The organism is Streptococcus lishijunsis (assembly GCF_047290665.1).
GTDB lineage: Bacteria > Bacillota > Bacilli > Lactobacillales > Streptococcaceae > Streptococcus.
The window spans coordinates 75,309-100,071 of sequence record NZ_JBLBUC010000002.1 but is presented as its reverse complement, the minus strand read 5'-3'; the positions used below and the strand labels follow the sequence as shown (position 1 = coordinate 100,071).

The 24,763-nt window shown below is 39.6% G+C and carries 40 protein-coding genes, 1 tRNA gene and 1 pseudogene; 8 read left to right on the top strand and 34 right to left on the bottom strand.

The window, feature by feature from the left end; genetic code table 11:
* Nucleotide 1: 1 nt before the first annotated feature.
* From ACLN19_RS01785 to ACLN19_RS01700, 18 genes are all read right to left on the bottom strand, one after another.
* Nucleotides 2–1,291: a PBSX family phage terminase large subunit gene (locus ACLN19_RS01785; protein ID WP_413382590.1), complete on the bottom strand. Its 1,290-nt coding sequence runs from the start codon at nucleotides 1,289–1,291 to the stop codon at nucleotides 2–4.
* Nucleotides 1,278–1,769, bottom strand: a complete 492-nt coding sequence (locus ACLN19_RS01780; RefSeq protein ID WP_413382587.1) for a terminase small subunit — start codon at nucleotides 1,767–1,769, stop codon at nucleotides 1,278–1,280. Before ACLN19_RS01780 ends, ACLN19_RS01785 begins: the two co-directional genes overlap by 14 nt.
* A 47-nt stretch (nucleotides 1,770–1,816) precedes the next feature.
* Nucleotides 1,817–2,227: a DUF722 domain-containing protein gene (locus tag ACLN19_RS01775; protein ID WP_413382584.1), complete on the bottom strand. Its 411-nt coding sequence runs from the start codon at nucleotides 2,225–2,227 to the stop codon at nucleotides 1,817–1,819.
* Nucleotides 2,228–2,302: 75 nt separating this feature from the next.
* Complete coding sequence (locus ACLN19_RS01770) at nucleotides 2,303–2,461, bottom strand: hypothetical protein (RefSeq protein ID WP_413382581.1); 159 nt, start codon at nucleotides 2,459–2,461, stop codon at nucleotides 2,303–2,305.
* A complete protein-coding gene (locus ACLN19_RS01765) occupies nucleotides 2,461–3,045 on the bottom strand; it encodes a DUF1642 domain-containing protein (protein ID WP_413382578.1) in 585 nt (194 codons plus the stop codon). Before ACLN19_RS01765 ends, ACLN19_RS01770 begins: the two co-directional genes overlap by 1 nt.
* Nucleotides 3,045–3,533, bottom strand: coding sequence for a hypothetical protein (locus ACLN19_RS01760; protein ID WP_413382575.1), 489 nt, complete (start codon nucleotides 3,531–3,533; stop codon nucleotides 3,045–3,047). Before ACLN19_RS01760 ends, ACLN19_RS01765 begins: the two co-directional genes overlap by 1 nt.
* 1 nt (nucleotide 3,534) lies before the next feature.
* On the bottom strand, nucleotides 3,535–3,768 hold the full coding sequence (locus tag ACLN19_RS01755) for a hypothetical protein (protein WP_413382572.1): 234 nt from the start codon (nucleotides 3,766–3,768) through the stop codon (nucleotides 3,535–3,537).
* Nucleotides 3,752–3,928, bottom strand: a complete 177-nt coding sequence (locus tag ACLN19_RS01750) for a DUF7204 family protein (protein ID WP_413382569.1) — start codon at nucleotides 3,926–3,928, stop codon at nucleotides 3,752–3,754. Before ACLN19_RS01750 ends, ACLN19_RS01755 begins: the two co-directional genes overlap by 17 nt.
* A complete protein-coding gene (locus tag ACLN19_RS01745; protein ID WP_413382566.1) occupies nucleotides 3,921–4,217 on the bottom strand; it encodes a hypothetical protein in 297 nt (98 codons plus the stop codon). Before ACLN19_RS01745 ends, ACLN19_RS01750 begins: the two co-directional genes overlap by 8 nt.
* Nucleotides 4,207–4,635, bottom strand: coding sequence for a RusA family crossover junction endodeoxyribonuclease (locus ACLN19_RS01740; protein ID WP_413382563.1), 429 nt, complete (start codon nucleotides 4,633–4,635; stop codon nucleotides 4,207–4,209). The genes ACLN19_RS01745 and ACLN19_RS01740 overlap by 11 nt, the downstream gene beginning before the upstream one ends.
* Before the next feature lie 161 nt (nucleotides 4,636–4,796).
* Nucleotides 4,797–5,825, bottom strand: coding sequence for a DUF1351 domain-containing protein (locus ACLN19_RS01735; RefSeq protein ID WP_413382560.1), 1,029 nt, complete (start codon nucleotides 5,823–5,825; stop codon nucleotides 4,797–4,799).
* 10 nt (nucleotides 5,826–5,835) lie between these two features.
* Entirely contained in the window at nucleotides 5,836–6,609 is a 774-nt protein-coding gene (gene bet, locus ACLN19_RS01730) for a phage recombination protein Bet (protein ID WP_413382557.1), read from the bottom strand.
* Between the two features lie 137 nt (nucleotides 6,610–6,746).
* Nucleotides 6,747–7,088 carry a hypothetical protein gene (locus ACLN19_RS01725; RefSeq protein ID WP_413382554.1) on the bottom strand — a complete coding sequence of 114 codons (342 nt, stop codon included), beginning with the start codon at nucleotides 7,086–7,088 and terminating at the stop codon, nucleotides 6,747–6,749.
* On the bottom strand, nucleotides 7,073–7,351 hold the full coding sequence (locus tag ACLN19_RS01720) for a hypothetical protein (protein ID WP_413382551.1): 279 nt from the start codon (nucleotides 7,349–7,351) through the stop codon (nucleotides 7,073–7,075). Before ACLN19_RS01720 ends, ACLN19_RS01725 begins: the two co-directional genes overlap by 16 nt.
* Nucleotides 7,348–7,755 (bottom strand): DnaD domain-containing protein, encoded by a 408-nt coding sequence (locus ACLN19_RS01715; RefSeq protein WP_413382548.1) that lies wholly within the window; start codon nucleotides 7,753–7,755, stop codon nucleotides 7,348–7,350. Before ACLN19_RS01715 ends, ACLN19_RS01720 begins: the two co-directional genes overlap by 4 nt.
* A gap of 179 nt (nucleotides 7,756–7,934) precedes the next feature.
* Nucleotides 7,935–8,174, bottom strand: a complete 240-nt coding sequence (locus tag ACLN19_RS01710) for a transcriptional regulator (protein WP_413382546.1) — start codon at nucleotides 8,172–8,174, stop codon at nucleotides 7,935–7,937.
* Between the two features lie 134 nt (nucleotides 8,175–8,308).
* Entirely contained in the window at nucleotides 8,309–8,587 is a 279-nt protein-coding gene (locus ACLN19_RS01705; RefSeq protein WP_413382543.1) for a DNA-binding protein, read from the bottom strand.
* A gap of 65 nt (nucleotides 8,588–8,652) precedes the next feature.
* Nucleotides 8,653–8,838 carry a helix-turn-helix domain-containing protein gene (locus tag ACLN19_RS01700; protein WP_413382540.1) on the bottom strand — a complete coding sequence of 62 codons (186 nt, stop codon included), beginning with the start codon at nucleotides 8,836–8,838 and terminating at the stop codon, nucleotides 8,653–8,655.
* Between the two features lie 181 nt (nucleotides 8,839–9,019).
* On the opposite strand from ACLN19_RS01700, the gene ACLN19_RS01695 reads away from it, so the two are divergent.
* Nucleotides 9,020–9,331: a hypothetical protein gene (locus tag ACLN19_RS01695; RefSeq protein ID WP_413382536.1), complete on the top strand. Its 312-nt coding sequence runs from the start codon at nucleotides 9,020–9,022 to the stop codon at nucleotides 9,329–9,331.
* Here ACLN19_RS01695 and ACLN19_RS01690 read toward each other — a convergent pair.
* From ACLN19_RS01690 to ACLN19_RS01680, 3 genes are read right to left on the bottom strand one after another with little or no spacing between them, the layout of a single operon-like run.
* Nucleotides 9,305–9,463, bottom strand: coding sequence for a hypothetical protein (locus ACLN19_RS01690; protein WP_413382533.1), 159 nt, complete (start codon nucleotides 9,461–9,463; stop codon nucleotides 9,305–9,307). The genes ACLN19_RS01695 and ACLN19_RS01690 overlap by 27 nt on opposite strands.
* A gap of 11 nt (nucleotides 9,464–9,474) precedes the next feature.
* Nucleotides 9,475–9,678 (bottom strand): hypothetical protein, encoded by a 204-nt coding sequence (locus ACLN19_RS01685; RefSeq protein ID WP_413382530.1) that lies wholly within the window; start codon nucleotides 9,676–9,678, stop codon nucleotides 9,475–9,477.
* Complete coding sequence (locus ACLN19_RS01680) at nucleotides 9,660–10,412, bottom strand: phage antirepressor KilAC domain-containing protein (RefSeq protein WP_413382526.1); 753 nt, start codon at nucleotides 10,410–10,412, stop codon at nucleotides 9,660–9,662. Before ACLN19_RS01680 ends, ACLN19_RS01685 begins: the two co-directional genes overlap by 19 nt.
* 49 nt (nucleotides 10,413–10,461) lie before the next feature.
* On the opposite strand from ACLN19_RS01680, the gene ACLN19_RS01675 reads away from it, so the two are divergent.
* Nucleotides 10,462–10,980: a hypothetical protein gene (locus ACLN19_RS01675; RefSeq protein WP_413382523.1), complete on the top strand. Its 519-nt coding sequence runs from the start codon at nucleotides 10,462–10,464 to the stop codon at nucleotides 10,978–10,980.
* 76 nt (nucleotides 10,981–11,056) lie between these two features.
* On the opposite strand, the pseudogene ACLN19_RS01670 reads toward ACLN19_RS01675, so the two are convergent.
* The 4 genes and pseudogenes from ACLN19_RS01670 to ACLN19_RS01655 all read right to left on the bottom strand — a co-directional run.
* A pseudogene (locus tag ACLN19_RS01670) lies at nucleotides 11,057–11,737 on the bottom strand (phage antirepressor KilAC domain-containing protein); the annotation flags it as partial.
* A gap of 1 nt (nucleotide 11,738) precedes the next feature.
* Nucleotides 11,739–11,960 carry an antitoxin gene (locus ACLN19_RS01665; protein ID WP_413382520.1) on the bottom strand — a complete coding sequence of 74 codons (222 nt, stop codon included), beginning with the start codon at nucleotides 11,958–11,960 and terminating at the stop codon, nucleotides 11,739–11,741.
* A 19-nt stretch (nucleotides 11,961–11,979) separates the two neighbouring features.
* Entirely contained in the window at nucleotides 11,980–12,189 is a 210-nt protein-coding gene (locus tag ACLN19_RS01660; RefSeq protein WP_277293922.1) for a helix-turn-helix transcriptional regulator, read from the bottom strand.
* Between the two features lie 190 nt (nucleotides 12,190–12,379).
* Nucleotides 12,380–12,505, bottom strand: coding sequence for a hypothetical protein (locus ACLN19_RS01655; RefSeq protein WP_369908913.1), 126 nt, complete (start codon nucleotides 12,503–12,505; stop codon nucleotides 12,380–12,382).
* Nucleotides 12,506–12,687: 182 nt separating this feature from the next.
* Between ACLN19_RS01655 and ACLN19_RS01650 the strand changes: the two genes are divergently transcribed.
* The 4 genes from ACLN19_RS01650 to ACLN19_RS01635 all read left to right on the top strand — a co-directional run bounded on the left by ACLN19_RS01650 (nucleotide 12,688) and on the right by ACLN19_RS01635 (nucleotide 16,682).
* The gene (locus tag ACLN19_RS01650) at nucleotides 12,688–13,446 is read left to right on the top strand and encodes a helix-turn-helix domain-containing protein (protein WP_413382515.1); all 759 of its coding nucleotides are present in this window, start codon (nucleotides 12,688–12,690) and stop codon (nucleotides 13,444–13,446) included.
* Nucleotides 13,447–13,709: 263 nt separating this feature from the next.
* Nucleotides 13,710–14,291, top strand: coding sequence for a hypothetical protein (locus tag ACLN19_RS01645; protein ID WP_413382512.1), 582 nt, complete (start codon nucleotides 13,710–13,712; stop codon nucleotides 14,289–14,291).
* A 232-nt stretch (nucleotides 14,292–14,523) separates the two neighbouring features.
* The gene (locus ACLN19_RS01640) at nucleotides 14,524–15,477 is read left to right on the top strand and encodes an Abi family protein (protein ID WP_413382509.1); all 954 of its coding nucleotides are present in this window, start codon (nucleotides 14,524–14,526) and stop codon (nucleotides 15,475–15,477) included.
* A gap of 125 nt (nucleotides 15,478–15,602) precedes the next feature.
* Nucleotides 15,603–16,682, top strand: a complete 1,080-nt coding sequence (locus tag ACLN19_RS01635; RefSeq protein ID WP_413382506.1) for a tyrosine-type recombinase/integrase — start codon at nucleotides 15,603–15,605, stop codon at nucleotides 16,680–16,682.
* A 46-nt stretch (nucleotides 16,683–16,728) separates the two neighbouring features.
* Here ACLN19_RS01635 and ACLN19_RS01630 read toward each other — a convergent pair.
* The 5 genes from ACLN19_RS01630 to ACLN19_RS01610 all read right to left on the bottom strand — a co-directional run bounded on the left by ACLN19_RS01630 (nucleotide 16,729) and on the right by ACLN19_RS01610 (nucleotide 20,100).
* Nucleotides 16,729–16,815, bottom strand: a tRNA-Ser gene (locus tag ACLN19_RS01630).
* Nucleotides 16,816–16,852: 37 nt separating this feature from the next.
* Nucleotides 16,853–17,494, bottom strand: a complete 642-nt coding sequence (gene trmB / locus ACLN19_RS01625; RefSeq protein WP_413382503.1) for a tRNA (guanosine(46)-N7)-methyltransferase TrmB — start codon at nucleotides 17,492–17,494, stop codon at nucleotides 16,853–16,855.
* Nucleotides 17,491–18,285, bottom strand: coding sequence for a cell cycle regulator CcrZ (gene ccrZ / locus ACLN19_RS01620; RefSeq protein WP_413382500.1), 795 nt, complete (start codon nucleotides 18,283–18,285; stop codon nucleotides 17,491–17,493). The genes trmB and ccrZ overlap by 4 nt, the downstream gene beginning before the upstream one ends.
* Nucleotides 18,286–18,344: 59 nt before the next feature.
* Nucleotides 18,345–19,373 carry an ABC transporter permease gene (locus ACLN19_RS01615; RefSeq protein WP_413382496.1) on the bottom strand — a complete coding sequence of 343 codons (1,029 nt, stop codon included), beginning with the start codon at nucleotides 19,371–19,373 and terminating at the stop codon, nucleotides 18,345–18,347.
* A gap of 1 nt (nucleotide 19,374) precedes the next feature.
* Entirely contained in the window at nucleotides 19,375–20,100 is a 726-nt protein-coding gene (locus ACLN19_RS01610) for an ABC transporter ATP-binding protein (protein WP_413382493.1), read from the bottom strand.
* A 72-nt stretch (nucleotides 20,101–20,172) separates the two neighbouring features.
* Between ACLN19_RS01610 and ACLN19_RS01605 the strand changes: the two genes are divergently transcribed.
* Complete coding sequence (locus tag ACLN19_RS01605; RefSeq protein WP_413382490.1) at nucleotides 20,173–20,592, top strand: HIT family protein; 420 nt, start codon at nucleotides 20,173–20,175, stop codon at nucleotides 20,590–20,592.
* Nucleotides 20,589–20,906 carry a chemotaxis protein gene (locus tag ACLN19_RS01600; protein ID WP_413382487.1) on the top strand — a complete coding sequence of 106 codons (318 nt, stop codon included), beginning with the start codon at nucleotides 20,589–20,591 and terminating at the stop codon, nucleotides 20,904–20,906. Before ACLN19_RS01605 ends, ACLN19_RS01600 begins: the two co-directional genes overlap by 4 nt.
* A 27-nt stretch (nucleotides 20,907–20,933) precedes the next feature.
* Here ACLN19_RS01600 and lytR read toward each other — a convergent pair whose 3' ends face one another.
* The 4 genes from lytR to ACLN19_RS01580 form a co-directional block, all read right to left on the bottom strand.
* Nucleotides 20,934–22,127 (bottom strand): glycopolymer--peptidoglycan transferase LytR, encoded by a 1,194-nt coding sequence (lytR, locus tag ACLN19_RS01595; protein ID WP_413382484.1) that lies wholly within the window; start codon nucleotides 22,125–22,127, stop codon nucleotides 20,934–20,936.
* A 10-nt stretch (nucleotides 22,128–22,137) separates the two neighbouring features.
* A complete protein-coding gene (locus tag ACLN19_RS01590) occupies nucleotides 22,138–22,665 on the bottom strand; it encodes a GNAT family N-acetyltransferase (protein WP_413382481.1) in 528 nt (175 codons plus the stop codon).
* Nucleotides 22,652–23,101 (bottom strand): tRNA (adenosine(37)-N6)-threonylcarbamoyltransferase complex ATPase subunit type 1 TsaE, encoded by a 450-nt coding sequence (tsaE, locus tag ACLN19_RS01585; RefSeq protein ID WP_413382478.1) that lies wholly within the window; start codon nucleotides 23,099–23,101, stop codon nucleotides 22,652–22,654. Before tsaE ends, ACLN19_RS01590 begins: the two co-directional genes overlap by 14 nt.
* Before the next feature lie 101 nt (nucleotides 23,102–23,202).
* Complete coding sequence (locus ACLN19_RS01580) at nucleotides 23,203–24,624, bottom strand: NCS2 family permease (RefSeq protein WP_413382475.1); 1,422 nt, start codon at nucleotides 24,622–24,624, stop codon at nucleotides 23,203–23,205.
* Between the last annotated feature and the right edge of the window lie 139 nt (nucleotides 24,625–24,763).

Here is a 24,763-nt window from a genome sequence, read left to right as displayed (position 1 = left end):
ACTACCTCCTCATAAGTCTATTAACCTGACTAATGGTCTGACTGACATCCTGTTTCATCTTTTGGATATGATAACGCTCTAAGCTATAGCGTATGGCATCTATAATGTGATTATTTTTATCTATCGGTTCATTCAACCAGTTGCCTTCCTTGTCCTGCTTAAACAGGTAGGTGTCAAATTCCTCAATAGTCTTTAAGCATGTCGGGTGAATGTAGATAGTAAACTGCTTCATAAAATCAATACCCGCCATGATGGACCCTTTCCCTTTGATTGAGGGAACAATCCTTCTCACGCCTCTAGCGCTCAATTCTGATATCAATCGCTGTTCTGCGCTGTCAGCGGTTATCATGGCGTTCAACATATCTGCCTCTTGAATCATCTTAAAGATATCATCTGTCGTCATTGCATGTTCGTAATGCTCAGCGTATATCCAAAGCTCTTTTTGTTCTAAATCTACGGCTAGTCTAGGAAAAGTGGTTGGGTCATGCGTAAAACCAAAGTCTAGCCCTGCCGTTGTTTCACCGATGCGCTTTATAGTTTGCTTAATGTCAAACTCACACACTTGGTAATTCTCAAAGACAAGACCCTCAGCAACCCCCCACTCACCGTCGCAAACGATTCTTGCACGTCTGGGATTTGTGGTATATAAATCCTCATAGCGTTTAATATCGACCTCATCTAACCACTCATTACAACGATAGGTCGTTGTTAGAGCTAAGGTATCAGCTCGTCTCGTTTCCTCATCAAAAAAGACACGTTTTAGCCAGTGCCTCTCATTCCAAGGGTTAAATGTAATTGTTATTTGCTTAAAGAAATCCGTAACGTTCAGCGATCCACGAATTGATTCAACGACCGTACTAAATTTATCCTCTGTCTCAATCTGATAAGCTTCTTCGAACCACGCCCAGCAAAGAATACCGACATCAACGGTAATAGATGTGATTTTCAGTTCATCATCCAAACCCCGAAACAGTATCTTCTGACCCGTCGCTTTAACAGTGATTTCAGGTAAAGACTCATTGAACTTAAACAGATGAGCTACTTTTAACTGATTAGCCGCCCATTTAAAATCCGTATATGTGGACTGCTTATTAGTGTTAGAGTAACGACGAATGACTAACAGATTTGCCCAAGGATACTTTAACATCCTGACAATAAAATTAAGAGCTGTTGTCTTTGATTTCTTAGAACCACGAGACCCTTTGACAACACGATAAAAATTCTTAGAACGCCAAAAAGCACCATAGCCTTTACCAATCGTTTTAGGTAAATTCACTCTAATCTGGGACATCTTCATCACCTTCAAAAACAACCGTCGCTGTCACATCAAGCTCTTGCTTATCTGTCCAAAGTCTATGACGCTTACCAAGAAGCTCAGCAGCTTTGATTCGGTCTTTAGCCCCTACGTCAATATCAATCAGAGATTGCAAGCCTTCACCTTCACCTCGCAGAGTCTGTTCAGTCTGCTCGCCTCGCATGACCGATGTCAGGTAAGATAGAACTTCTTTCTGGTCTGCAATCTTTTCAGAATCCAACTTTGCCAGTCGCTCGTCTATATAGGATTTTATTCTCGTATTTTCTAGTAATTTATGTGAATCAGTCTTAGCATATTTTTGGCTATATCCCGCTGAAACAGCTGATTTATAGGCATTTCCTGAGATGATGTACTCATCTGCGAACTTCTTTTGCCTAAGCGTTAATTTGCTCAATTTTCCACCACCTCCCATATAAAAAAGACAAGACTGATATGCCTTGCCTTTAAATTCCATGATACTATAATAGCTCTTTTAGGGTGACAAAAATAGCGATATTTTTGTCAAAATCCATAAAACTCTGCAAAAATTTCTAAAATACGCCTACGTTTACGATAGATTGTCTTGGCTGATACATGCATTTTGTAGGCAATAGCATCCCACGTATTGACAGACCCTCTCGACCAACGAAGCCAGAAGATATGTGTCAGGTCGTCGTCTAAGACCTCCAGCGTGCTCTCTATCGCATTTTTTTGCGCATATAGACTATTTAGTCGTCTATCGCTATCCCAACGCAACACGAGGCTCTCAGTGGGATTTGAGACACGATTAGCTCGACCACCACCCACATTGATGTCATCATTAGGACTATCACTGAGTTCTAACTTACGAACAGCTATCTTATGATCCAGACTCGCATAATCAAATAAGAGCTCATCTAGTGCCTTCAACTGTGAATTAGTCAATTTCCCCACAATATCCCCTCCAACTGTGTTATAATGTAATTAAGTTTTCAATTTAACACAGCTACGGGGTACCGTGGCTTTTTTTTACGCCTTATACCAGACCATGGCTGAATAGATAATCTCCTTACCTACAACCGAAGTTGAAAAATATATATTCTCAACAGCTTTATCAAACACGAAATTACCAACTGCTAGCTCTAAACTAAAGGCTCTTTTCTCTTCAAATACTTCAATACGATTCATCACTCTACCTCCTCAACTTCAAACATCGGATTATCAAACACGTCCTTAAAACCATATTGTTCTAAGATTTCTCTTGTAAACACATTTTCCACATCTGTGTAATCGGGATGGTAATTTCGAAACTCAAATCCATCTTTAGTTTTAAACAATACTTGTCCAGTGTTTTTGAATTTAATAAAATACTTCTTCTCTTTCTCAACATCAACAGCTTCTGGACCATATGTAATGAGAGTAGCAAGGGCGTGTTGTCGTTTACTACGTACCGATTTGTCACGATTGAAATCATATAGCCATTTAGCTACTGGACTGTCACATAAAGGAATAACTACAAAATAATCAAGAATTTCTTCCACAGTATCATTACCACTATACCTTGTCTCATACCAATCCATTACAAACTTAGGGATTATTGGCTTTTGAGGTGTTTCTATAACTAAATTATCGAGTACTTCTTCTGAAAAATGACTGCCATAAATACCTCCTATGACCAATCTATAATCAAGAGAATTATCTGGACTATCGTGAATTACTTTTGCTTTAATAATCAAGTCTTCACCATTTTTATACTTTAATTCTTTTGCCATCACTTATCCTCCTGAATCTCTTCTAACTGCTCTACTAACTTCACATAAGCTTCATAGCACTTGCCAGATAATTCGCTATCTGCATAAGCTTTCTCTATCAGCGCTCGACCTGTACCGTAAAAGCAACCAACTCTCCACATCTTGTTTGATTTAGTGTAAGTGAAGAAGCGACCACTTGACCAATTGTTTTTGAATATAATGTAGTCGTCACTACTGGAAACCTCAGCATAGCCATAGACCTCAGCATCGCCATAGACCTCAGCATTGCCCCAGACCTCAGCATCGCCATAGACCTCAGCATTGCCCCAGACCTTAGCATTGCCATAGACCCAAGATTCATCGAATTGAGACAAATTCCTCCCACTTTCGATATATCCTCCCAAGTCGCCTTTTTTGACGTCCGCAAAATCTTTCAAGGCTCTAATGCGGTATAAAATTGTACCGTATAACTTAATATAATCATCTTTCAAAAGTTCGTATTTCTTCATGTTATCCCCCAATCCCCAAAATCTCAGCACGTAATCGTGTAATCTCTGCCTGTTGCTCGTCAATCAAGCGCCTGTCCTGATTCTGCTTGACAGTCAGACTCTGTATCGTCTGCTCGTTGACCTTCTGCGTCTCAGCTAGCTTTCCTTTATCAGCGCTTAACCCTGCGATGACATAGATAAGCAGCAGGATATAGCCTATTGCTATGTAAAGCGGTACTTCATACGGTTGTCTCATCTCCCACCTCTTCAATCTTCACGCTGTACAGACTACTTCTAAGTTCATCTTCTAAACGCTCTTTAGCTTTCAGCGCTTCTTCCTTATTGTCGAAGAAATGGTCTTCAACGACATCCATATAGTCAAAGAGTACTGTGACTCTGTAGCATGTTTTACTCATTATCTTCCTCACTTTCTAAAGCGACAGCTAAAGCTAAATAGTAAGTATTTAATTGTCGCTTTGTTTTCGTGTCGCTCGTTTTCCAAACGCCATCAATTTCAGATTTGCATTTAACCTTTTTTGATTTCTCTGGTCTCTTTGCAAGCTCTCGTCTTTTGATTTGTCCAGCACGAATCCTGTTATTCAAATTAGACGATGTTAGACCCCAAAATGCCATAGCTTCTTTAGTTGTTCCTTGGAAAAGCTCGTTTTCGCTCTCAAAAACATAGACACGACCTCTAGAACTCATAAGATAGCTCCTTTTGGTCTAGATTCTGCAAAATACCGCCTTCAACTGTTTCAAGAACAATTTTGTACTTGCCCTTAATATCGCTCAAACCGCCGTATCTGAACAAAGTCTCTTTGATGACTTCGTGGTTGTCATCTACCCAAACGCCTGCGTCAGTCAAGCCATCCACTAGCGCTTTGATAGTCGGATTCAAGTTAGGGGGGTCAAGCCTTCGCTTAGTAGGGCTGTAAATCGTCACTATAAGCCCGCAGGGGCGTTTATTTGTGTATGGAATACATTTACCTTCCTGACCGCTTAACTTGGCGATATGGCGCAAATAGGACGTAATACGTTGCCTTTGTGTCCAATGGGGACGGTCGTTAGCGTTTAACATCTCTTTTTGCTTTTTTGTATTACTCAAGATAAACTCAAATTTCATCTCAAATGTCCTCACTTAAAAAAATACACGCCCACCCATCATGTGAGTTTTTGGCAAGGTGGGCATGTCCGAAATTCTCAAACTCGCCTGTTAAACTAAAGCATAAGTCCTAGTTCGCTTTTAACGTGGATCACGGCACGTATGGTTCTGTCAGAATATGCCTACCATCCGCATTCCTCGTTTAACTGTTTTTGAGTTAAAGGTTCGATACGTCGATAACCACTGACCTGATAATTTTTCTTAAAATCAAAACCAATCTGACTAAGGCCTACTTTAAAACGCTCTTTTTCCACTGTATCTTCAAAATAAACCTCAAGTGTCATTTTTTGGGTATATCGTTTTTGAGTATTTTTAGCTTCTCTAATGGCGCTGTCATTATTTACGATTAATTCCCTACTTTCTAAAATTTCGCCAGTCTCTGGGTCAACTTTTGGACTCTCTGTTGCTTTTCGAGCCTGTTCTTGCTCTTTAGCTTGCTGAGCTTTTAACTGTTGCTCTCTTTCTTGCCTAGCCCTCTCCATTTCCTGTTTTTGCTTTTCAAAAGCATAGTCAGCCTTAATCTGTTCGAGCACCTCGACTAACGTCAAATCTTTCAACATGCGAATATAAGGTTGATCAGTCATTCCGTACTCAGCACATTGTCCTGAAATAGCTGATTTTGCTTTCTCATGCTCTTGTTGGTTCTGATACTCAAACGTTACCATATCCTCCAGCGACTTCATCGTCACTTTCTTCAATGTCACACCGTCAGCCATAAAGTCTGATGCCTTAATGTATTCCAAAGCTTTCTCATCGAAAAGTCTAGGGTCAAGCATGTACTCAGAAGCTTTATTAGCAATATAGCTCTTGACAGTGTCGAGACGTACAGCCTTTTGATGTTCTTCAAACGCCTTGACATCCTTTGCGATTTTATCAATGAGTTTATCCATCGGCTCACTCGTCTCTTTGACATACTTATCAAACTCATCAGCAGACTGTGACAGCTCACGCTTAATCTTGATACGCTCATCAGAAATCTGTTTCTTGAGTTTACGTAGGTCAGCTAATACTTGCTTATCTCCCTTGATGGTCCCAGCTGTCACTGTGTAATTTTCGTACTTGGCTACAACCTCATTGATGTTCTGCTCAAACTTCTCACGGTCAATGATTTCAACCTGAGCCTGCGTTACTTTGACTTGTAATTCTTGCATGTGACACCTCCTAATACTCTAAAACATCATCAAGTAGCTCGCCTTGGACTGGCTCGTCTTCATAATCTGGAATATCATCCGCTGGATAGTCAATATTTCTTTGCTTAGCCTCTTTCTCAGCTCTTTCTTGCTTCATCTGTTCGATTTGCGCCATCTTACGTGCTCTGACTTCCTCTTGGGACTCTTGCGGCGTAACATCTTTAATACGGTCAAAAGTCTCACCGCCGTCATCTTCCGTGTACATATTGCTTAAGTCTTCAGGAAAGGCCTCACGAAGAGCATTTACTAGAGCTGTCTTTCGAATCATAGTAGCTGGCATAGTGTTCCATGTACTCTGCTTCTTGTCATATTCTGCACGACTGACAAAAACTTCTACTGGCACTTTAAAATTCTTACGGTAAACTCTAGCCCAACCACCGACTAATGTATCGTCAGGCAGCATAAATGCCCCTTTTCGCTCAACCTGAACGCCATCTTTATCCAAAACAACGACGCCTGCCTCAAACCCCTCATAGTTTGGATTTTGGGTAGCACGTTTAAGAAATGCCTCTTTTGAGACAATCAAGCTAAACTCGGTTCCGCCATTCTTTTTCTTATATGCGACAATGTAAACCTCATTGGCTAGAGGATTCAGGTTACGTCCTTTGATAAGAGATAGAGCCTGTCCTACTTGTTTTTCTGTCAACAAGTTCTGAGGGTCAAAATAGCGTTTGATATCTTGAAATGTCCATACACTAGTGTCAATAGTAATGTCTCTCTTTGCCTTTGTTACTTCAGTCGTCATATTCTTATTTCCTCCTCAAACGCTCTCTATGCGTTTTTAATCTAAATCAATATAAATCATCATCTCGTTAGTTAAACGTGAAAATAGACCCCTTCACATCTCACCAGTGACGTGTTAGAAGTATTCCTACTCGTATGTCATACTAATTCACCTTCTTGTCGCTTAAAGACAAAGCTGTAATCACCATCACCTCTAAGCTCGATATTCTCCAAGTCTCTCACACGTTGCTGGCTAGTGACGATTTGCTTTTTATAAGCCTCTAAACCATCTGCCAACTCCTCGGCATTACGTGGAATATAGTAACCGCTAGGATTTGATTTGATGGCGACAACAGGCACACCGTAGTCATGGATTAGACAGAATACTAATTTTTCAATATCTCTCTTATCAATACCAGTACGAGCTGTTATCTCTTTACGAGGGATACGGTTTTCCTTACCGACTGGCAAAGCGCTGTACAACATCATAAGCTCTTGCACGCTACTTCACTTCCTTTCTCTCCAAACACTTCAACGTAGAACCTAGTGCTAAAAGCCTCCGCCGTATAGATAGGCACTTCACCACTTTCTACCAGCTCATGGCAAATTCTCTGGTAATAGTCACGCTCCTTGGTGACCTCTTCCAGCTTGTCATAAGCTTCTATCAGCTCTACTTGCATCTTTCTGTTTTCCTGCGTCAACCGTGACAGCTCCCTAACCGCATCATTTACAAAGTTTAGATTATTACTACTCATATGTGTCATCTGTCATCCCTTTTTTCAATTTCATCCAGTCGCTTCATCATGTCAGCCTTGAGCTTGTCGAACTCTGCTTCCTGTTCGGCCGTCACCTCTTCTTTATAATCTGGATCAGACCATAAAGGGACATTCGATGTTGCTGGCTGTTTGTTTTGCCTTTGAGCCTTCTGGTCCTCATGAGCTCGCAATCTCTGCTCAACCTTCTCTAAGCTATCAATACCTTCTCGTTGCCAATTTCGCAAAATCTGGGTGAAATACTTCCACTTGATGACATTGCTCTCAACCATCTCTCTTAAAGCTGCATGAAGCACCTCAATCGAAATACCGTCCTCGTGAATCCACTTCTGCAAATCCTCGAGTTCAAACGGTGTCAGTTTACGACCGAAGCAAGCGTCAAATTTTGCGACCAATTCTTTCTCAGTCATTTCTGCCTCACTTTTTAGCCCCAGCCTGATGTTGCTGTTGCTTGTTGTTAGTTAGTATTTATTATTAAGTTAGTATTTATTGTTAGTTAGTATTTATTAGTGGTTCAAAATAGACTTTTCTAAAATAGAACTTTCTAAAATAGAAACTTCTATTTTGAGCGTTTCTAAACAGTGCTAATCAGATACTCAAACATCTCATCAGAGATTTTCCTATCCGCACAAAACCGATATGTTTCAGAACCTTTACCACGCCCTAAAAATTTCCGATATGTTCTAATGTATCCTGCTTTTTCTAGACCATCTAATTGCCTTCTGACAGATGAGAAACTATCCTTCGTCCGCTTTGCCAGCTCCTCAGGATACACTCGCCATTCTGGCGCATTACTCAAAATCAAAAGCAACAAGCCACGCTCTTTGTTATAGAGGTCAGGGTCGTGGATAAACTCATTACTAACTGCCGTATAATGCCCAACTGGGTTTTTAAAATATCAACTGCGTCATTCTTGACCTCGCTTTCTCTTTGTTACGATAGCACTTTCTATGCTACTGTCCTTTGCCAATTCTTGTGATACCAGTCGATAACGGCATCTCTTGGATACTTCTCACGAGCATTTGGTATCCGTGGAAAATCCTTATGCACGAGAAACCGCTGCGTGAAAGTCTCTGGATCCAGCCCAAGCATTTTTGAGCATTGCCTTTTATTCAGCTCCAAAGGGTAGAAAAGCCCCTCATCAATAACCTGCTGAAGCTCTAGCAACAGTCGTTCCCTAATTCCTGCTTGAAACAGGTCTAATATTTGCGTCATATACTCATCCATGATATAATTACCTCGATTATTTTTCGATTGCCCTCGATGGAACTGCCATTCCATGGGGCTTTTTGTTATCTAAATTCATCCAAACTAATGTCTAGTGCGTCAGCAATTTTACACCAGTTGCCTAACAACATATCTTGTTTTTTGCCAGATTTCAGATCTGCTAGCATCGTATAATTGATACCTGAGCGCCTAGCAAGCTCAGCTACTGACCAACCTCGTTCATTAAGTAACAATTGAATTTTATCCCACATATTCCCTCCTACCATACCTTGTACCTTTTTGTAAATCTTAAGACTGATTTCTGTCCAAAATATAGATTTTTCTATAAAATTTGACTATAATCTAATTATGATTAACAGTTAAACCCAACTTAGCTACCAACTACTGCGTTTTTTCTGTTAGTCAAATCAGTTTTAGAAAGGGACAATTGATATGTCACTTAATCTCAAAGGGTTAGACAAACTAGAAAAACAGCTTACTAATTTAGCTAAAACCTCAAAATCGCAAGAATTTTCATTCGATGAAGTATTCACGAAACAATTTATGGTCAAAAATACTTCATTTGAAAATATTCATGATTTTCTATTAGCTAGCCCAGAGCATATTTCTACCCCAGAAGAATTTGATAACTCCGACGAAACTATCCTTGATAATTTTGTTTCTGAACAAACAAAATTCAATTCATGGGAAGAAATGCTTGGAACAGGTGTTGAAGAATTATTCGCTAAGAAACTTGGTTTCTAATTCTAATTTTGTCTTATTAAGTCGTTGAATTGCTTTTTGTAATTCTTCGGCTTTTTTTGTGACCTCTTTAGAGCAAACTATAAATTCATCCAAACCGTTAATGCTAGCGTTGATAGAAAATTTTGATACCATACTACCCCTCCTCAATACATGTCACGATTGTGCCCATATAAGAGCGCACCACCATTGCCTGTCCAACCGTCATTTACTGGCTCCTCGATTGCGACTTCCTCTTTTGGAATCTCAATCTCGATAATCTGCGGTGTCCTAATCATCTTGATGATAATTGGGACAAGTAGCACGATGACGATAATAACCTGTGGGATAGTTAATCGTACTTCTTCCATCTCCAATCCTCCCTCTCAACTAAAGGCAACACGCCTTTTTTCTTTAGCAACTCATAGATAAACAAGCGCCCTCTCTGCGTCCACATCGTTACGATATGCGTCCTAGGCTGACCCTTACTGTCTATGAAGTCAAATGTCGCACTATCCGTGTAGCCCTTACCCATATGCTTACTGTACAATATCCACTGCTGATTGACCTTATGCTGTACACCGTACTCATGCAGCAGTTTATTAAACTTTAACGCCGTCATGCCATAATCCTGCGCTATCTGCGTCACCCTGAGACTAGCCTTGCTATCCAAGATAAGGTCCAGATAACGCGTCTTTTCATCTTGCTTCTGCAGGTCAAGTCTCAACGCCTCATTCTCAGCTTTCAACTGCTTATTCTGCTTATCAGCTATCAGAAGTGCTCTAGCCATGATTTTTTCAGGACTATTAAAGTCCTTTTCAACTTGGATAAAATACTGACGGACTTCCTTGCCCTTATCCGTCCGCTGAATCATGGCAATCTCTTTTGCCATGTCTAGCTTAATGATGTGGTCAACCGCTCGACGACCGCCTGTACTTTTTTCCAAATTTGGAAGAAAGTCTTGACCTTCAGCAAACCCGTACTCTGTCATTCTTTCAAACCATGTCGTATAGTTTGAATTAACCCCCAACACCTTATGCAACTGTCTCCCAGAGACAACTGGCTCCTGAGTGTCGTTCAGGGTTACGTTAATTAATTCGTGCATGTTATTTCCTTTCTTTGATATAATAAAGTAAAAACTAAGAGGTACAGAAATGATTAAATGGATTTTAGATAATATGGATATGCTCAATATTATTGCTGCTTGGGTTGGTGCTATTACAGGTGTTGTTGGGCTACTTTATTCAATTGCAATGAATAAGGCAACTCTTAAAATTTCCAACTGTTTCAAAGATAGAGTTAACCCCAAAGCAGATTATCAGTATGGTTTCGAGTTGGTTAACACTTCAAATGTTTCAATTGTTATCAAAAGTATTCAACTTTTCGATACCAGCGGTAAAGAGATATTTGACAACGGTTTTGACCCTAATTCAGTTGCTCCAAAGTATATCAACGATGAATATAGCCTAACCCAAGTCCCTTTTTCACAGCTTAGTAGCTATTGGGATTCTGAACCGTTCGAGAACGAGACAGACCTTTTCCCGAATTCTAGTGTAGCTTTCTCCTATTATTTGGATAGAGGAGCTTATAAAATTAAGGTAACAACAAATAAACGAATCCATTTTTTATCTAAAACAAAATCATTTTTCCCTATTTACAAAAAACGATATTAAGTTGATAACTGCGCACACAATATTAACGGCTGTCACAATTTCTAACATTTTTCTTCCTCCAAACTTGTCCTCCTTTCTACGCAATATCTTCTGCTAAAAACTTATTGATAAAATATTGCTGCCCTTTGCCAGTGACCTTAGTTGTTGTATTGACTGTGGTGTGACCGTCGGCATGGTTGATATTTGTCTTTTTCAGCTCAAACAGACCTAACTGCATGCTTTTCTGTGTTGGTTGGTTCCAAGACTCCCCACGGCGACTAATTAGGTAACCATTAGAGCGTAACCACTGAAAGAATTTGTTTTGACCAATATCAATCCCATTCTGTTTCAGAATTTTAGCCAGTTCAACAATCAGACAAGATGACTTACTAGCACTTACAGCATCTGCGAACAGTACCTTAGGACGGTCAGCCTCAATCTGAGCTTCAAGCTGTCTTTTAGCCTCACGCTCTTCCTTGAGCCGTTGCAAAGTTGCAATCGCAAAGTCTGGGTTGTCCAGTAGTTCGTCTGTTGCAAACATGCCGTGCTTGCGGATAGTGGGTAAGACCTCGCTTGTGACCCAACGTTTAAATTCTTTAGCTTGTGGTAGTTTGCTGGATAAGATGAGGGAATAGAGCCCCGATTCGTTGATGATATAAGTTTCTTGAGTTCTACCAAGATTATCTGTGACAGGATGTTTTGTCCTATCATCTTCATCAACGTGCCGAGTGATAGCTTTATTAGTTTCTTTGTAAGCTAAAATCTCTGCCACGTCCTTTCTAGTCCTCAAGGACAAGACGTTTAGTCTTGATGATAACTTCTTCAATACGTGCTTTTTTCAAGCCCTCACTGATGAAATAATCAACAATGGCACTGCGGCTCATTCCTGTACCAAGCGACAAGCTATCAACCTCGTCATAGTTCTCTCGACTGATAACCACGGTAGGGCGGTTGTTTCCTTTTTGCCCTGTGCTTGGTCGTCCGTATTTTTGTTTTGTCATAGTTTTCCTTTCAAGATTTTCAGAACACGTTTCGTGGTCTAGTGTCTGTAAATAAATCGCCAATATCTTTTTTAAAAATATCAGCGATAAGAAACATTTCATCAGATTTAAAATTTCGCTTACCCTGCTCTTTTTGTCTATAAGCGACCTCTGAAATACCGATTTTTTTAGCTAGCTCAGCTTGTGTTAAACCAGCCTCTTTTCTAGCCTGTAACAAATAGACTTGCACATGCCTCACCCCCTCTCTTTTTAAGGTTTTACCAGATAGCAATTGTAATAATAATAGCTAAAATAGTAAGAGCAATAATAGACCAAAACAAAATGCGATAGGTTTTATCTTCCATCTTTTGACACCTTTTGGTATAATGAGAATACATAGTTAGCCTTGGGGCTTGCGCCCCTCAACTAACGTGTAAACCTTAGAACTTTTCTAAGATTTTTTCTAAAAGGCTTAGTAGTGCGATGACTAGATTGATGAGAGCAATCATTAGTGTCACCTTTTTCTCGCTACTGAGCTTTTTTCGTTTGCTTGAACGTTTTCTCATTATGAGTTCCTTTCTACTAGTTTCCTTGTCTAAGATTGCCTTTCTCAACCTTACGAGTATATTATAGCACACGTTTCGTGGTCTAGTCAATACTTTTTTATCGAAAAAACAAAAAAAGTTTTCTTTTCGTGGTTTTTTGGTGTATAATACTATTAAAAGGTTAAATTAGAAAGGAGCTTATAATGGACAAGCAAGAAATTGCTCATTTTATCGGAGAAAAGATAAAGGATTATAGAAAACAAAAAGGTTGGACACAATTAGAACTTGGGAAAAAAATTGGTCTGGGAAAAAATGCTATTAGTAATTACGAAAAAGGATTTCGTACTCCTAAAAAAGACACTATGTTTGCTCTAGCTGAAGCATTCAATATTTCTATTGATGATTTATTCCCACCTACGTCTACTAAAGAAGTCCCAGAAAACGCACATTTTGAGCGTGACGAGCTTGTAGAAGAGTTGACGAGTAATTATATCCAACTAGACAATAAACGCCGTCACAAGCTTGTAGACACGTCTAGGGAGCTTGTGAAAGAGATGAATAATGATGATGCTGTTGAGGAAGAACTCTTTGAGTATCACGTCTATGAAAAGTTATCCGCTGGTATCGGAACAGCTTACTTTGAGGATAGAAACTATGATACAGTCTACTTTGACGAAGAGATAGACCACGATCTGGCTAGTTGGGTTTACGGTGACTCTATGGAGCCAGAATACCTCAATGGCTCTGTTGCCCTCATCAAAGGCACAGGATTTGACTATGATGGAGCTATCTATGCCGTGGACTGGGACGGACAAAGTTACATCAAGAAAGTCTATAAAGAAAAGGACGGCTTACGCCTCGTTTCTCTTAATAAAAAGTACGCTGACAAATTTGCCCCTTACGATGAAGAACCTCGTATCATCGGCAAAATTGTCGGTAACTTTATGCCAATGGAAAATTAGGAAACAAATATGTGCAATAACTGAAGCATACTAAAAGCTGAAGGAGATGATTTCAGAACAATTGGCGAAGTCGTAGATATTTATAGGGAGGGATAAGATATGGTTTTCGAAAATGAAGTTATAAAGAGAGGTTCATATTACGATTTTTTAATTTCACCAACCTCAACTTGTTGCATAGGGAAGAATGTAACCTTACGTAGCTTTATCTCTGTAGAAGTAAACAATAATGCTAAACTTGAATTAGGGGATAACGTCTATTTAAAATGAAAAAATGGAAAACAATCGCAATCACTGTAATGACAACATCAGCTCTAGTAACAGCAGGTGCACTAACTTATTCATACTTGCAACCGTCGCATTACGAAGGAGACACATTCACTACTTCTACTGGTGCTTCTAGTAGCAACACATCAACATCAACTAATGATAGCAGTAGTGATACTAATGCTGTTTATACTGAATCTAATTCAACCGAAGATCTAAACTACCAAAGCTTATTCATAACAATAGGCATTACAGGCTCAACAGCAGACACATATAACTATTGTCGTGGTTTTTATTACATTGCACCAACTCAAAATTTAGCACAAACAATCAGTGTTGTACAACTAGATGATAACCATAACGTTGTCGATGAGGTAACGGTTTACGGCGAAGCTGGAGAAACCAATCTAAACAATTTATCGCGTAACGAAGCAGAACTTAACTCACAATCCGTTATCACAAACGCTGAGGACTTTGTAACTTGGCTACGTCAACAAGCGCCAGACGGTACTACAACAAACGGATTGCAAAGTAATTACAACTATTGGGTTAAGAACTGTAAGTATAAATATAAACAATAGAAAGCAGAGAGGAGACATTCTATATAAAAAGTCAAGAAGAAATTCTAAAAAATAAAAAAACACTGTTATATCAAGGTTTTTAGATACTGCGGAATTTACTTGGAAAATAAATTGTTTTTAGTACGTTTTTATTGACTTTGAGCTATAATAATTGTATCATAGCCTTATAGGATTAGGTCAGGAAGCGTACGGCGCCCTGACTATTTTTTTGCTTTTATTTGAGGATAAAGATATGAAAGAATATAAGACATTTAATCAACAACTATCAATTTTACGCAGTCGTGGAATGACAGTCCCTACTGACGGAAAGCCTAAACGCTTTTTAGAACAAGAAAATTACTACAACGTCATAAATGGTTACAAAGATTTATTTCTTAAAAGAGATGCGAATAACAGACCTATTGTACCTGAAGAATTTTTAACAGGTACCCATTTTAACGAACTTAAACAGCTTTTCTTATTTGATAGAGAATTACGAATCCTCTTTTTGAAATATTTATTGATTTTTGAAAACTCCATAAAAACTACCATTGCTCATAGCTTTGCAAAAAAATATCCTCGGAAAAATTCTTATTTAGATTTAAGTAATTTTGTAGATGATAATCCAAAACAAGTACTTAATCAAATTTCGATACTTACTAAAACTATACATGACAAAGTTGGACAAAACGGTTCTGTAAAACACTATATAGAAGAGCATGGAGAAGTTCCTTTATGGGTTTTAGTAAATTTTCTAACTATAGGAAACATCTCTCATTTCTATAACATACTTACACAAACTTTAAAAAATGATATAGCGAAATTTTATAGCAATAAATATAACAAACAGCTTTCTCCTAGAACGAATATTCATCTAAGCCCTGAGGATTTAAGTGCTGCTCTAAAAGCAACTAATCTTATAAGAAATGTTTGTGCCCATGATGAAAGACTCTATAATATTTCGTTGAAAAATATAAGACTAAGACCTCTAACTGATTTCTATCATCTAGATAATATTGATAACAAAAAATTGATCGTTATGATTATATACTTAAAAGTTTTTTTAGATAAAACATACTTTCTTAGATTTTATAAAGAGTTAATAAAATTACTCGAAAAATATAAAGAAAACTTCACTTCAGTCAAATTCGAAGATATATTATATTCCATGGGCATAGATTTACCAGAGTTAGAAAAAATCAGATAAAAAATCCCCACACTCTCTGTCGCCAAACCTTGAGTGTAGGGAACTTATCTTATATAGCAAAAACAACCAACAGTAGATAGGTGTCTTTACTATACCCATTTTACCAAGAAATGAGGAAATTGACAATGGCATTTTATCGAAAACTAGAAACGGGCTGGGAATATCGGATAACTTACCGTGACAGCCAAGGTAAAAAAAGAGAAAAATCTAAGCGTGGCTTTAAAACGAAGAGCCTAGCCAAAGCTGCTGCACAACAAGCAGAATTAGACCTAAACACCCTAACAGCTGACCTCTTAGATATTACTGTCCTAGAGTATAACAAACGCTGGGCAGACATCTACAAAAAGCCCCACATCACCCCCAAGACTTGGCAGACCTATACCAAGAACTTTAGACACATTGAGCACTATTTTGGTGAGCGTAAACTTAAAGACATCACACACACTTTCTATCAGCAAATCCTCAACGACTTTGGAACAAAGGTTGCCCAACAGACGCTAGACAAGTTCCACTATCAAATCAAAGGTTCCTGTAAAATGGCTATCCGTGATGGCATCATCCGTGATAACTTTGCTGAAGGAGCTATTGTCAAATCCCAAAAACCTACTAAACCAGAAACAGAGAAATTCCTAGAGGAAGCAGAATACCTAAACTACATCAAGGTATCATCAGATAAAATCAAGCACGCATCCTACTTCACTACTTACTTGATAGCAGTGACAGGTATGCGCTACGCCGAAGCGGAAGGACTGACCCCAGATGACTTTGACTTCCAGAACAACTACATCAGTGTCAACAAAACTTTTGACTACTCTATCTCACAAAGATTCGGGGCAACAAAGAATGAACAATCCGTCAGACAAATCCCCGTCTCTCAAAAGACCATGGACTTGGTACGCTACTACTTAGATAATCACTATCAACCCAACAAGCTTAACCGTATCTGCTTTGGAGCGTCCAATAACGCGACAAATAAGGTCATCAAAAGAGTTACTGGTAGAAATCTAACTAACCACTCTCTAAGGCACTCATATGCCTCTTATTTAATCGCTCAGGGTGTCGATTTAATCTCTGTATCAAAACTCTTAGGACATGAAAATTTAAACATCACTCTAAAAGTTTACGCCCATCAAATTGAAACGCTAAAAAACAAAAACGACGAGCGAGTCAAAGAAATTTTTCAAAATCTCAATTTTGACGGGTGAAAAACGGGTGAACTACTGACAAAGCCTATAAAATCAAGGATATATAAGGAGAGGAGGGGATTCGAACCCCCGAGCCCCGTTAAGGACTACACGCTTTCCAAGCGTGCGCACTCGGCCACTATGCGACCTCTCCAGATAAAAGTTTGCTCGAGCAAACTTTTATTAGTATATCATACTTTGAACGAAGCTTCAAGTCTATAAATAGGTTGACCCTTAGCTGAAAATTTCGCCTCATACTCAGTCATGACATTATCAGCCATATCATCTGCATGTAAATCAAGCCACACACGATTAAGCACCATGCCGTACTGAGACATACTAGCCAGACTATATTCAAACAAACCACGATTGTCCGTCTTAAAGTGGATTTCCCCATTTGGAGGTAGAATCGTCTCATAAGTCTCTAAGAATGTCTTATAAGTCAGGCGACGTTTTTCATGGCGTTTTTTAGGCCAGGGATCGCTAAAGTTCAGATACAACAGGTCAATCTCACCCTCTTCAAAATAATCGCTCAAGCTAGAACCATCAACTAAGAGCAGGCGGACATTATCCACACCACTTGCAATCACCTTATCTAGCGCATAGCTCAAAACAGAACTTTGAATATCAATCCCGATATAGTTAACATCAGGATTTTGAGCTGCCATTCCTGTGATGAAAGCCCCTTTTCCTGAACCCACCTCAATATGAATCGGCTTATCATTACCAAAAATATCTCTCCAAAGTCCCTTAGCTTTCTCTGGATTTGAAATTACCAGCTGAGGGTATTTAGCCAGTAAATCCTCAGCGCCTTTTCGTCGTCTCACTCTCATTGTCTTTTTGTCATCATCTCTCTAAATTTTCGTAAACCATAGATTTCTTGGTTGACATATTCCATATCACGCTGGTCAAAGCAAGTCGTAATCTGATTAAGGTAGGACAATTGTCCAAACCAATAAATCTTACGGCGCACTCTGTCATTATCCTTATAACCATAAGCACTTAGCCATTCGTGCCAACGATTTCTAGGGATGTAGTGACTGAGCAGATAAGCCACATCATACATACGATCCGTCAAGCGCACCGAATCCCAATCAACCAAATAAATCAAGCCACTTGTCGTTACCATCCAGTTGCTATTTTTAATATCTCCGTGAACGATAGTGGCAATCTCAGAATTAAATTCAGGAAGGGTCCGTCTCAAATCTCTAACAACCTCTTGCAAATAGGTATTTTCACGAATCTGAAGGGCTGCATTTTTCTCCCAATCCACCAGTAAATCATAGGGATTTTCAATCTTATAGTCAAGCTGTAACAACTGATTGACCAAAGGACGTGACTTGTGAAGACGCACTAAAATCTGCATAACTTGCTTGCTGGTCATATCTTCTCTTGTCAAGACACGCCCCTCTAGCCATTCTTGCGCACTCATCATATCCCCACTGGCTGTTCGTCTAGCCCACAAAAGCTGCGGGGCAATTTGCTCCTTAGCTAGAGCTGGTAAAATAGGAGTCGTGTTTAATTTCACAAAAATACGCTCTCCATTGGGGTATTGTCCAATATAAGCCTTACCACTCTTGCCACTAAGAGGGGTCAGCATAAGTTCTTGTTCTAAATGAGCCACAGGCTTCTCCTTTCCAGACATTCTTAAATGGTATTATCATTTTACTTGTTTTTCTAGGCTTAGTCAATCATCTGTTTTATTTTATAAGGCAGATAAATCTCGACTAGAGCTAGTGTCGCTACAAGCAAGACTAGCATTGGCGTAAAAGCAAAGCTCAAAAGACACTCAAGACTCACTAAACCATACATGATTAAGCGTAAAAAATGCTTCAAATCATTAGCTTTTTGCTCCTTATCTAGCGGATACAGGGCTGTGACATACTGATAATCGTAATGCTTATAAAGCGCTAAAAGCTGAAATACCAAGAGATAATTGAGTAAAAATGAAACGCCAACAGCTAACCAACGCTCCCTGATAAAAAGCAAAGCTAATAGACTCAAAACACCCAATCTGATATACAAAGACAGATAATCACCACTGCGTAAAAAAGCACGCAGATACAAATTCGACCACAATCTGCCATCTTTAGCTAAAACCAACAGCTTATCCAGATAAGCACGACGTTTAACTGTACTTGAGATACCCTTTACAGTTGTAAACAACGAAAAGAACTTCAAAATCGACTGCTTGCGTCTTTGCTCATAAGCAATGACCACTTCCCACTGAAGTCTCTTGTCAACTTGCCAAGTATCTGTCTTTTTAGAGAGGACAAACCATTTGATGACAGCTAGCAGCACTACTAGCAAAAGACCTCCAAAAACACTAAGACCTAATCTTAACAAAAGTGGCATCAAAAGCACTAAAATCACTGTCTGAATACTTGTCCACAAGATAAAGGCCCGCTTTTTAGCTTGAGCAATATCACGTAAAATCGCTTCCTCTTTAGCTAGCAAAAACTGCGCATCAGCTACTTCCAAATAAGTCGCTACTCGTCCTAGATAAACCAAAACCATCATCAAACCAATAAGCACTAACCAGATAGGTAGTCTATTGTCAGGCAGGTGAGCTAGTAGCTGACTATACTGCACCATCAAAAATCCTAGCAAGAAAAAAAGCACAATGACAAAGTGGTCATTTAAAACGTAGCGCATATACTTGGCACACTGAGCTCTAAATCGTCTGCGACGCTCCTGAAGTAATCGCTCCATACTACACCTCTTTAGTCAATAATTGGTAAATATCAGTCAGACTAGCTTCTGGCTGGTGAAAGGCCTCTCGAAGCTCTGCTAAGCTCCCTTGGGCAAGAACTTCACCATGATGTAAAATGACTAGACGATCACACATTTTTTCTGCCGAATCTAGGACATGTGTACTCATCAAAATAGACTTGCCTTTTGCTTTTTCTTCCTCTAAAAGCGCGATAAGATCTGCGATAGCAAGAGGATCTAAGCCAAGGAAAGGCTCATCTACGATAAAAAGACTCGGATCAAGAACAAAAGCACAGATAATCATGACCTTTTGTTTCATCCCTTTTGAAAATTGCACTGGAAACCAATCCAGCTTATCCTCTAATCTAAAGAGGCGCAAAAGCTTAGCGGCACGTGCCATGACCTTCTCTTTATCAATGTCATAAGCCATAGCTACCGTCTCCAAATGTTCCCTAAGCGTCAGCTCTTCATAAAGATTAGGTGTCTCAGGAATATAACCAATCGCTTTTAAATAATCTGCTTTAGCCTCTCTAAGGGTCATCCCATCAATGGTGATACGACCCTCATAAGGCGTCAATAAACCGATGATTTCTTTAATCGTCGTTGACTTACCAGCGCCATTTAACCCGATAAGCCCAACAAGCTCACCATCGTTAACATCAAAGGATACTTTTTTTAAGACGGGGATATTGACATAACCTCCGACAACATTTTCGAGTTTTAACATACGCTTTCTCTCTAACTGTGTTATACTTATAGTAGCTATTATAACAAAAAGCGCGATAGAAAGGGGACTTTTATGACCGATTGTATCTTTTGTCAAATCATCTCAGGAGATATCCCTGCTTCAAAGATCTACGAAGATGAGCATGTCGTAGCCTTCCTAGATATCTCACAAGCGACCAAAGGGCACAGCCTTGTCATTCCTAAAAAGCATGTTCGAAATATCCTAGAGATGGATCAAGACACGGCAACACACCTTTTTGCTCCTATTCCTAAGCTAGCTAAGGCACTTCAGCGTGCCACACAAGCCAAGGGGATGAATATCATCACCAACAATGAAGAAATTGCTGGTCAAACCGTCTTTCACGCTCATGTCCATCTGGTCCCTCGCTATGGTCAAGACGATGGATTAGCTATTCATTATACAGCACATGAGCCTAATTTTGAGCGATTAGCCGCCTTAGCAGATAATATTACAAAGGAGATAGACGCATGAAAAAAGGGCAATCAATGCTTTTAGCCACAGTGGCTGTGGCTAGCCTAACTGCCTACTTAGGCTACAAATATCGTGATAGCATCAAAGCAGGCTACCAGTCTAGCTTAGACGAAATCAATCGTAGTCAGAACTCCGTAGATCGCATCAAAGACAACATCGCCATCATCAAAGAGCAAGGTCAACGCATTAAAGACTATACCGCAGAATCCACTTATAAATGGCGTGTCTTTCAACAAGAAATCACACCCAAGCTCACCGAAATTAAAAATCGACTAGAGCATATCAAAGAGACCACTAAAGGTCAATCATCCTAAAAAAATCTGAGCTAAGCTCAGATTTTTTTAATAGGCTGGAATTGTATTTGCGTTATTGTAAACGTCTGTCTGACCAGTATTACTATAAGTATCAGCTGGATAAGTATTTGTAGCATAAGTCGTATAATCTTGAGCTGTGCTATAGGTATCATAGCCTGACACATCGCTTGTGTAAGTACCGTCATCTGTAGTCACATAAGATGATGATAAACCATAATAAGCCTCATAAGTAATGGCTGATGTCTTTAAGGTATCAGACGTTTCTAGACCCAAAGCTTTTTTGATCCGATTTTGCACACTAAGAAGATGATCATCAGTCGTCAACTGATATGAAACACCGTCAATATCTTGACCTTCACCTTCTAGCTGATAAGACTTGATCGATTTTAGGGCATCAGCGTAGCCTAAAAGACTAGGAATAGTACTTGAGTTGATCTCAATATTGGTCTGCATATTGGAACTAACAGCAGACAAAATCTTACGATAAGAAGCGACACTATCTAGGGAAAGAATCTTTTGCATCACTTTTTGGATGACTTCACGCTGACGCTTTTGGCGTCCATAGTCTCCCTCAGGATCATCATAGCGCATGCGTGCAAACACCAAGGCTTGGTCGCCATTAATTTTATGCGTACCTGGCTCGACTGTAGCGGTGTAGTCTGGCTCATTTTCCACAATAGAAATCGGAAAATCAAAATGATTAGTCACCGTGATACCGCCAACAGCATTGACCAAATCCACCAAACCTTGCATATTCATCTGCATATAGTAGTCTATATTCATATTCAAGAGCGCATTGATCGTCATTAGCGCCATCTCTGCTCCTCCTGCTGCATAAGCAGCATTGAGCTTGGCGGCAACACCATTCATATCATTGTCAGAAGGGCCTGTCAGCTCAGTATAAATATCTCGCTCAAGGCTGGTCATGGTTGTTTTCTTGGTCTTAGGGTTGACTGTTACGACAATCATCGTATCGCTATTTCCCTCCCAAGTATCGGTACGACCATAGGTCCCTGTATCCACTCCCATCAATAAGATTGAGATAGGTTTATTCTCAGAAATGGAGGAATTATCAACACTTATATTTTTATAATTTTTAAATGTCTTCGAAAATTCATTGGCTGAGAAAAAATAGGCTGATGTCATATACACTCCTATGGCAACTAGGGTCGTTGCACATATCAGTCCCAACATGATTACAATTTTCTTTCCGATAGTCATCTTCTTTCCTTTATTTACCTTCAATCAGTTTAGCCATCATGTAAACATCTAAAAAATGCCCACAAGCTTCTCTAGCACCGCGCTTTTTAATACCTTCTATCTCAAAGCCGTACTTTTTATAAATGTGGATAGCAACACTATTTCTAGCTTGCACACTTAACTCTAAGCGCCTAATCACACCACTATGCTCTGCCCAATCAATCGCCATCTCTAATAACGCTTGTGCAATCCCAAGTCCCCAATAGTTCTTTTTGACAGCGATAAAAACATCACCAATATGACTAAGGGAGAGAGATTTTCCCCCTACAATCGTGATAAGACCAATCGCCTCATCCTCTAGTAAAGCTAGGAGACAAAGGGAGTTGATCTGCGTCTTACTATCGGCAAGATATGGAGCTAAATCAGCTTCATCCCATGATACCAGGCTATCTTGAACGACAAAGTCTGTCTCTTGAGTCACACACGCTAATAGCTTGGCTAGAGGCTTAGCATCCCATTCATCTGCTTCTTTAAGGATAAGCTCTCTAGTCTGTCTCATCTGTCATCTGCTCCGCAAGTACTTCAGCACGCCTTCCATGCGCTATAAAACTTAGACTTCTTCCATCAGGCGTCTTATCAATGACAATCTCGAGATAATCTCCCAAAATATCTGGACTCAAGAGATTGCCCCACTCGATAATAGTAACACCATCTCCATAGAGAAAGTCCTCTAAATCAATCGAGTCTGGGTCATCTCCGATACGATAAACATCTAAATGGTAAAGTGGCAGACGTCCCTCATATTCACGCGCAATCGTATAAGTCGGACTTTTGACCATCTGAGTGACACCTAAACCTTTGGCAATCCCTTTTGTAAGTGTGGTCTTACCTGCACCTAGATCTCCTGTCAGTACGATAATGTCACCCGCTCTTAGATAAGAGGACAACTCTTGACCATAAGCACGCAATGTTGCTTCATCATGACTATATAACATGAGCCTATTATATCAAAAATCAAAGCCCCTTCCAAGTTAAAATTGTAGCAAGCTTTCTTGCCAACACAAAAAGCTTGGGATAAACCCAAGCCTCATCACTTTTAGATAAGCGCCAAGCTAACAAAATTGAGGATAAAGAGAATATCTAACACCCAAATCAACGGATGAATATCTCTTGCTTTACCTTTAAATACCTCAGCTAAGGTGTAAAAGAGAAAACCAACAGCAATACCGTGTGTAATACTATAAGCAAATCCCATAAAGACTGATGTAAAGAAAGCAGGAATGGCAACACTAAGGTCAGCCCATTCAATCGTTTTGAGATTAGCCAACATCATAATCCCCACAATGATAAGGATAGGTGCTGTCGCCGCATTTGGTACGATGGCAAGTAAAGGGCTAAAAAAGCTTGAAATAGCAAATAAAACAGCGACTACAAGGGCTGTCAAGCCTGTACGCCCACCAGCGCCAATACCTGCTGCAGACTCTACGTAAGTCGTTACATTAGATGTTCCTGCAATAGCACCTAAAGTTGTGCCGACAAGGTCAGAAAAGAGCGCGCGGTCAAGCCCTTTTGATTCATTGTTTTCACCTGTCTCAGCGACAATTCCTACTTTTTGACCTGTACCGATCAATGTCCCAATCGTATCAAAAATATCTGTCAATGAGAAAGCCAAAATAGCCATCAAGACACTTGGAATACGTGACACATCACTAAAGAGTGAACCTAAGCCTTCGCTACCTAAGGCAACCCCAAAGATCGTTTTGAGATCCGTGAAAGCTGCTGCGATATTATTTGAGGCAAAGTTGATTTCTGATAGGTTAACGACCCCTGCTAAAATAGCGATGACAGTCGTCAAGGCAATGGAGATAATAACGCCACCTTTAATATTTTTAATGACAAAAAAGGACGTGATCGCTAATCCGACAATCGCTACAATAACAGCTGAACTCGTAAAAGCTACCAAACCTGGTGTCGCTTGAGCATTCGCAGTAATAGATGCTTTTGCAGCATCTGCACCGCTTCCTAAGACACTATAAGTCCCTGGATCAATAGTAAACTGTAAAAAGCCTGCATTTTTAATCCCTACATAAGCCAAGAACACACCAATACCAGCTGAGATAGATGCCTTCATAAACGCTGGAATACACTCAATAATCATCTTACGAACTTTAGTAACTGTGATAACAATCGAAATCACACCGCATAAGAAGACCATAGCAAGTGCTTCTTGCCAGCTATAGCCTAAGGACCCACAAACTGTATAAGTAAAAAAGGCATTGAGTCCCATACCAGGCGCTTGAGCATAAGGGATGTTGGCGTAAAATGCCATCATCAAAGTTCCAGCTACCGCACCGATAATCGTTGCTAGAAAGACCCCTTGGGCTGGCATGCCCGTTTGGGCTAACATGGCTGGATTGACAAAGAGAATATAACTCATTGCAAAAAAGGTCGTCAAACCAGCTGTAACTTCTGTTTTGACATCTGTGCCATGCTCTTTAAGTTTAAACAACTTTTCCATGATAAATCAGGATACTCCTTTTGATAATCTAAGTTTTAAGTATTAAAAGGCTTAACATCTCACCACTAGCAAAATGTCCCTACACTTAAATGACGAACAATAAGATTATCTTATCAAAGAATCGTTCCTTTTTCAAGAC

Bases quoted from the DNA above. Each gene is read 5' to 3' on its own strand.
- ACLN19_RS01785 (WP_413382590.1), bottom strand. From the start codon at position 1,291: ATGTCCCAGATTAGAGTGAATTTACCTAAAACGATTGGTAAAGGCTAT.
- ACLN19_RS01780 (WP_413382587.1), bottom strand. From the start codon at position 1,769: ATGGAATTTAAAGGCAAGGCATATCAGTCTTGTCTTTTTTATATGGGA.
- ACLN19_RS01770 (WP_413382581.1), bottom strand. From the start codon at position 2,461: ATGAATCGTATTGAAGTATTTGAAGAGAAAAGAGCCTTTAGTTTAGAG.
- ACLN19_RS01765 (WP_413382578.1), bottom strand. From the start codon at position 3,045: ATGGCAAAAGAATTAAAGTATAAAAATGGTGAAGACTTGATTATTAAA.
- ACLN19_RS01760 (WP_413382575.1), bottom strand. From the start codon at position 3,533: ATGAAGAAATACGAACTTTTGAAAGATGATTATATTAAGTTATACGGT.
- ACLN19_RS01755 (WP_413382572.1), bottom strand. From the start codon at position 3,768: ATGAGACAACCGTATGAAGTACCGCTTTACATAGCAATAGGCTATATC.
- ACLN19_RS01750 (WP_413382569.1), bottom strand. From the start codon at position 3,928: ATGAGTAAAACATGCTACAGAGTCACAGTACTCTTTGACTATATGGAT.
- ACLN19_RS01745 (WP_413382566.1), bottom strand. From the start codon at position 4,217: ATGAGTTCTAGAGGTCGTGTCTATGTTTTTGAGAGCGAAAACGAGCTT.
- ACLN19_RS01740 (WP_413382563.1), bottom strand. From the start codon at position 4,635: ATGAAATTTGAGTTTATCTTGAGTAATACAAAAAAGCAAAAAGAGATG.
- ACLN19_RS01735 (WP_413382560.1), bottom strand. From the start codon at position 5,825: ATGCAAGAATTACAAGTCAAAGTAACGCAGGCTCAGGTTGAAATCATT.
- bet (WP_413382557.1), bottom strand. From the start codon at position 6,609: ATGACGACTGAAGTAACAAAGGCAAAGAGAGACATTACTATTGACACT.
- ACLN19_RS01720 (WP_413382551.1), bottom strand. From the start codon at position 7,351: ATGACACATATGAGTAGTAATAATCTAAACTTTGTAAATGATGCGGTT.
- ACLN19_RS01705 (WP_413382543.1), bottom strand. From the start codon at position 8,587: ATGGATGAGTATATGACGCAAATATTAGACCTGTTTCAAGCAGGAATT.
- ACLN19_RS01700 (WP_413382540.1), bottom strand. From the start codon at position 8,838: ATGTGGGATAAAATTCAATTGTTACTTAATGAACGAGGTTGGTCAGTA.
- ACLN19_RS01695 (WP_413382536.1), top strand. From the start codon at position 9,020: ATGTCACTTAATCTCAAAGGGTTAGACAAACTAGAAAAACAGCTTACT.
- ACLN19_RS01690 (WP_413382533.1), bottom strand. From the start codon at position 9,463: ATGGTATCAAAATTTTCTATCAACGCTAGCATTAACGGTTTGGATGAA.
- ACLN19_RS01685 (WP_413382530.1), bottom strand. From the start codon at position 9,678: ATGGAAGAAGTACGATTAACTATCCCACAGGTTATTATCGTCATCGTG.
- ACLN19_RS01680 (WP_413382526.1), bottom strand. From the start codon at position 10,412: ATGCACGAATTAATTAACGTAACCCTGAACGACACTCAGGAGCCAGTT.
- ACLN19_RS01675 (WP_413382523.1), top strand. From the start codon at position 10,462: ATGATTAAATGGATTTTAGATAATATGGATATGCTCAATATTATTGCT.
- ACLN19_RS01665 (WP_413382520.1), bottom strand. From the start codon at position 11,960: ATGACAAAACAAAAATACGGACGACCAAGCACAGGGCAAAAAGGAAAC.
- ACLN19_RS01655 (WP_369908913.1), bottom strand. From the start codon at position 12,505: ATGAGAAAACGTTCAAGCAAACGAAAAAAGCTCAGTAGCGAGAAAAAG.
- ACLN19_RS01650 (WP_413382515.1), top strand. From the start codon at position 12,688: ATGGACAAGCAAGAAATTGCTCATTTTATCGGAGAAAAGATAAAGGAT.
- ACLN19_RS01645 (WP_413382512.1), top strand. From the start codon at position 13,710: ATGAAAAAATGGAAAACAATCGCAATCACTGTAATGACAACATCAGCT.
- ACLN19_RS01640 (WP_413382509.1), top strand. From the start codon at position 14,524: ATGAAAGAATATAAGACATTTAATCAACAACTATCAATTTTACGCAGT.
- ACLN19_RS01635 (WP_413382506.1), top strand. From the start codon at position 15,603: ATGGCATTTTATCGAAAACTAGAAACGGGCTGGGAATATCGGATAACT.
- trmB (WP_413382503.1), bottom strand. From the start codon at position 17,494: ATGAGAGTGAGACGACGAAAAGGCGCTGAGGATTTACTGGCTAAATAC.
- ACLN19_RS01615 (WP_413382496.1), bottom strand. From the start codon at position 19,373: ATGGAGCGATTACTTCAGGAGCGTCGCAGACGATTTAGAGCTCAGTGT.
- ACLN19_RS01610 (WP_413382493.1), bottom strand. From the start codon at position 20,100: ATGTTAAAACTCGAAAATGTTGTCGGAGGTTATGTCAATATCCCCGTC.
- ACLN19_RS01605 (WP_413382490.1), top strand. From the start codon at position 20,173: ATGACCGATTGTATCTTTTGTCAAATCATCTCAGGAGATATCCCTGCT.
- ACLN19_RS01600 (WP_413382487.1), top strand. From the start codon at position 20,589: ATGAAAAAAGGGCAATCAATGCTTTTAGCCACAGTGGCTGTGGCTAGC.
- lytR (WP_413382484.1), bottom strand. From the start codon at position 22,127: ATGACTATCGGAAAGAAAATTGTAATCATGTTGGGACTGATATGTGCA.
- ACLN19_RS01590 (WP_413382481.1), bottom strand. From the start codon at position 22,665: ATGAGACAGACTAGAGAGCTTATCCTTAAAGAAGCAGATGAATGGGAT.
- tsaE (WP_413382478.1), bottom strand. From the start codon at position 23,101: ATGTTATATAGTCATGATGAAGCAACATTGCGTGCTTATGGTCAAGAG.
- ACLN19_RS01580 (WP_413382475.1), bottom strand. From the start codon at position 24,624: ATGGAAAAGTTGTTTAAACTTAAAGAGCATGGCACAGATGTCAAAACA.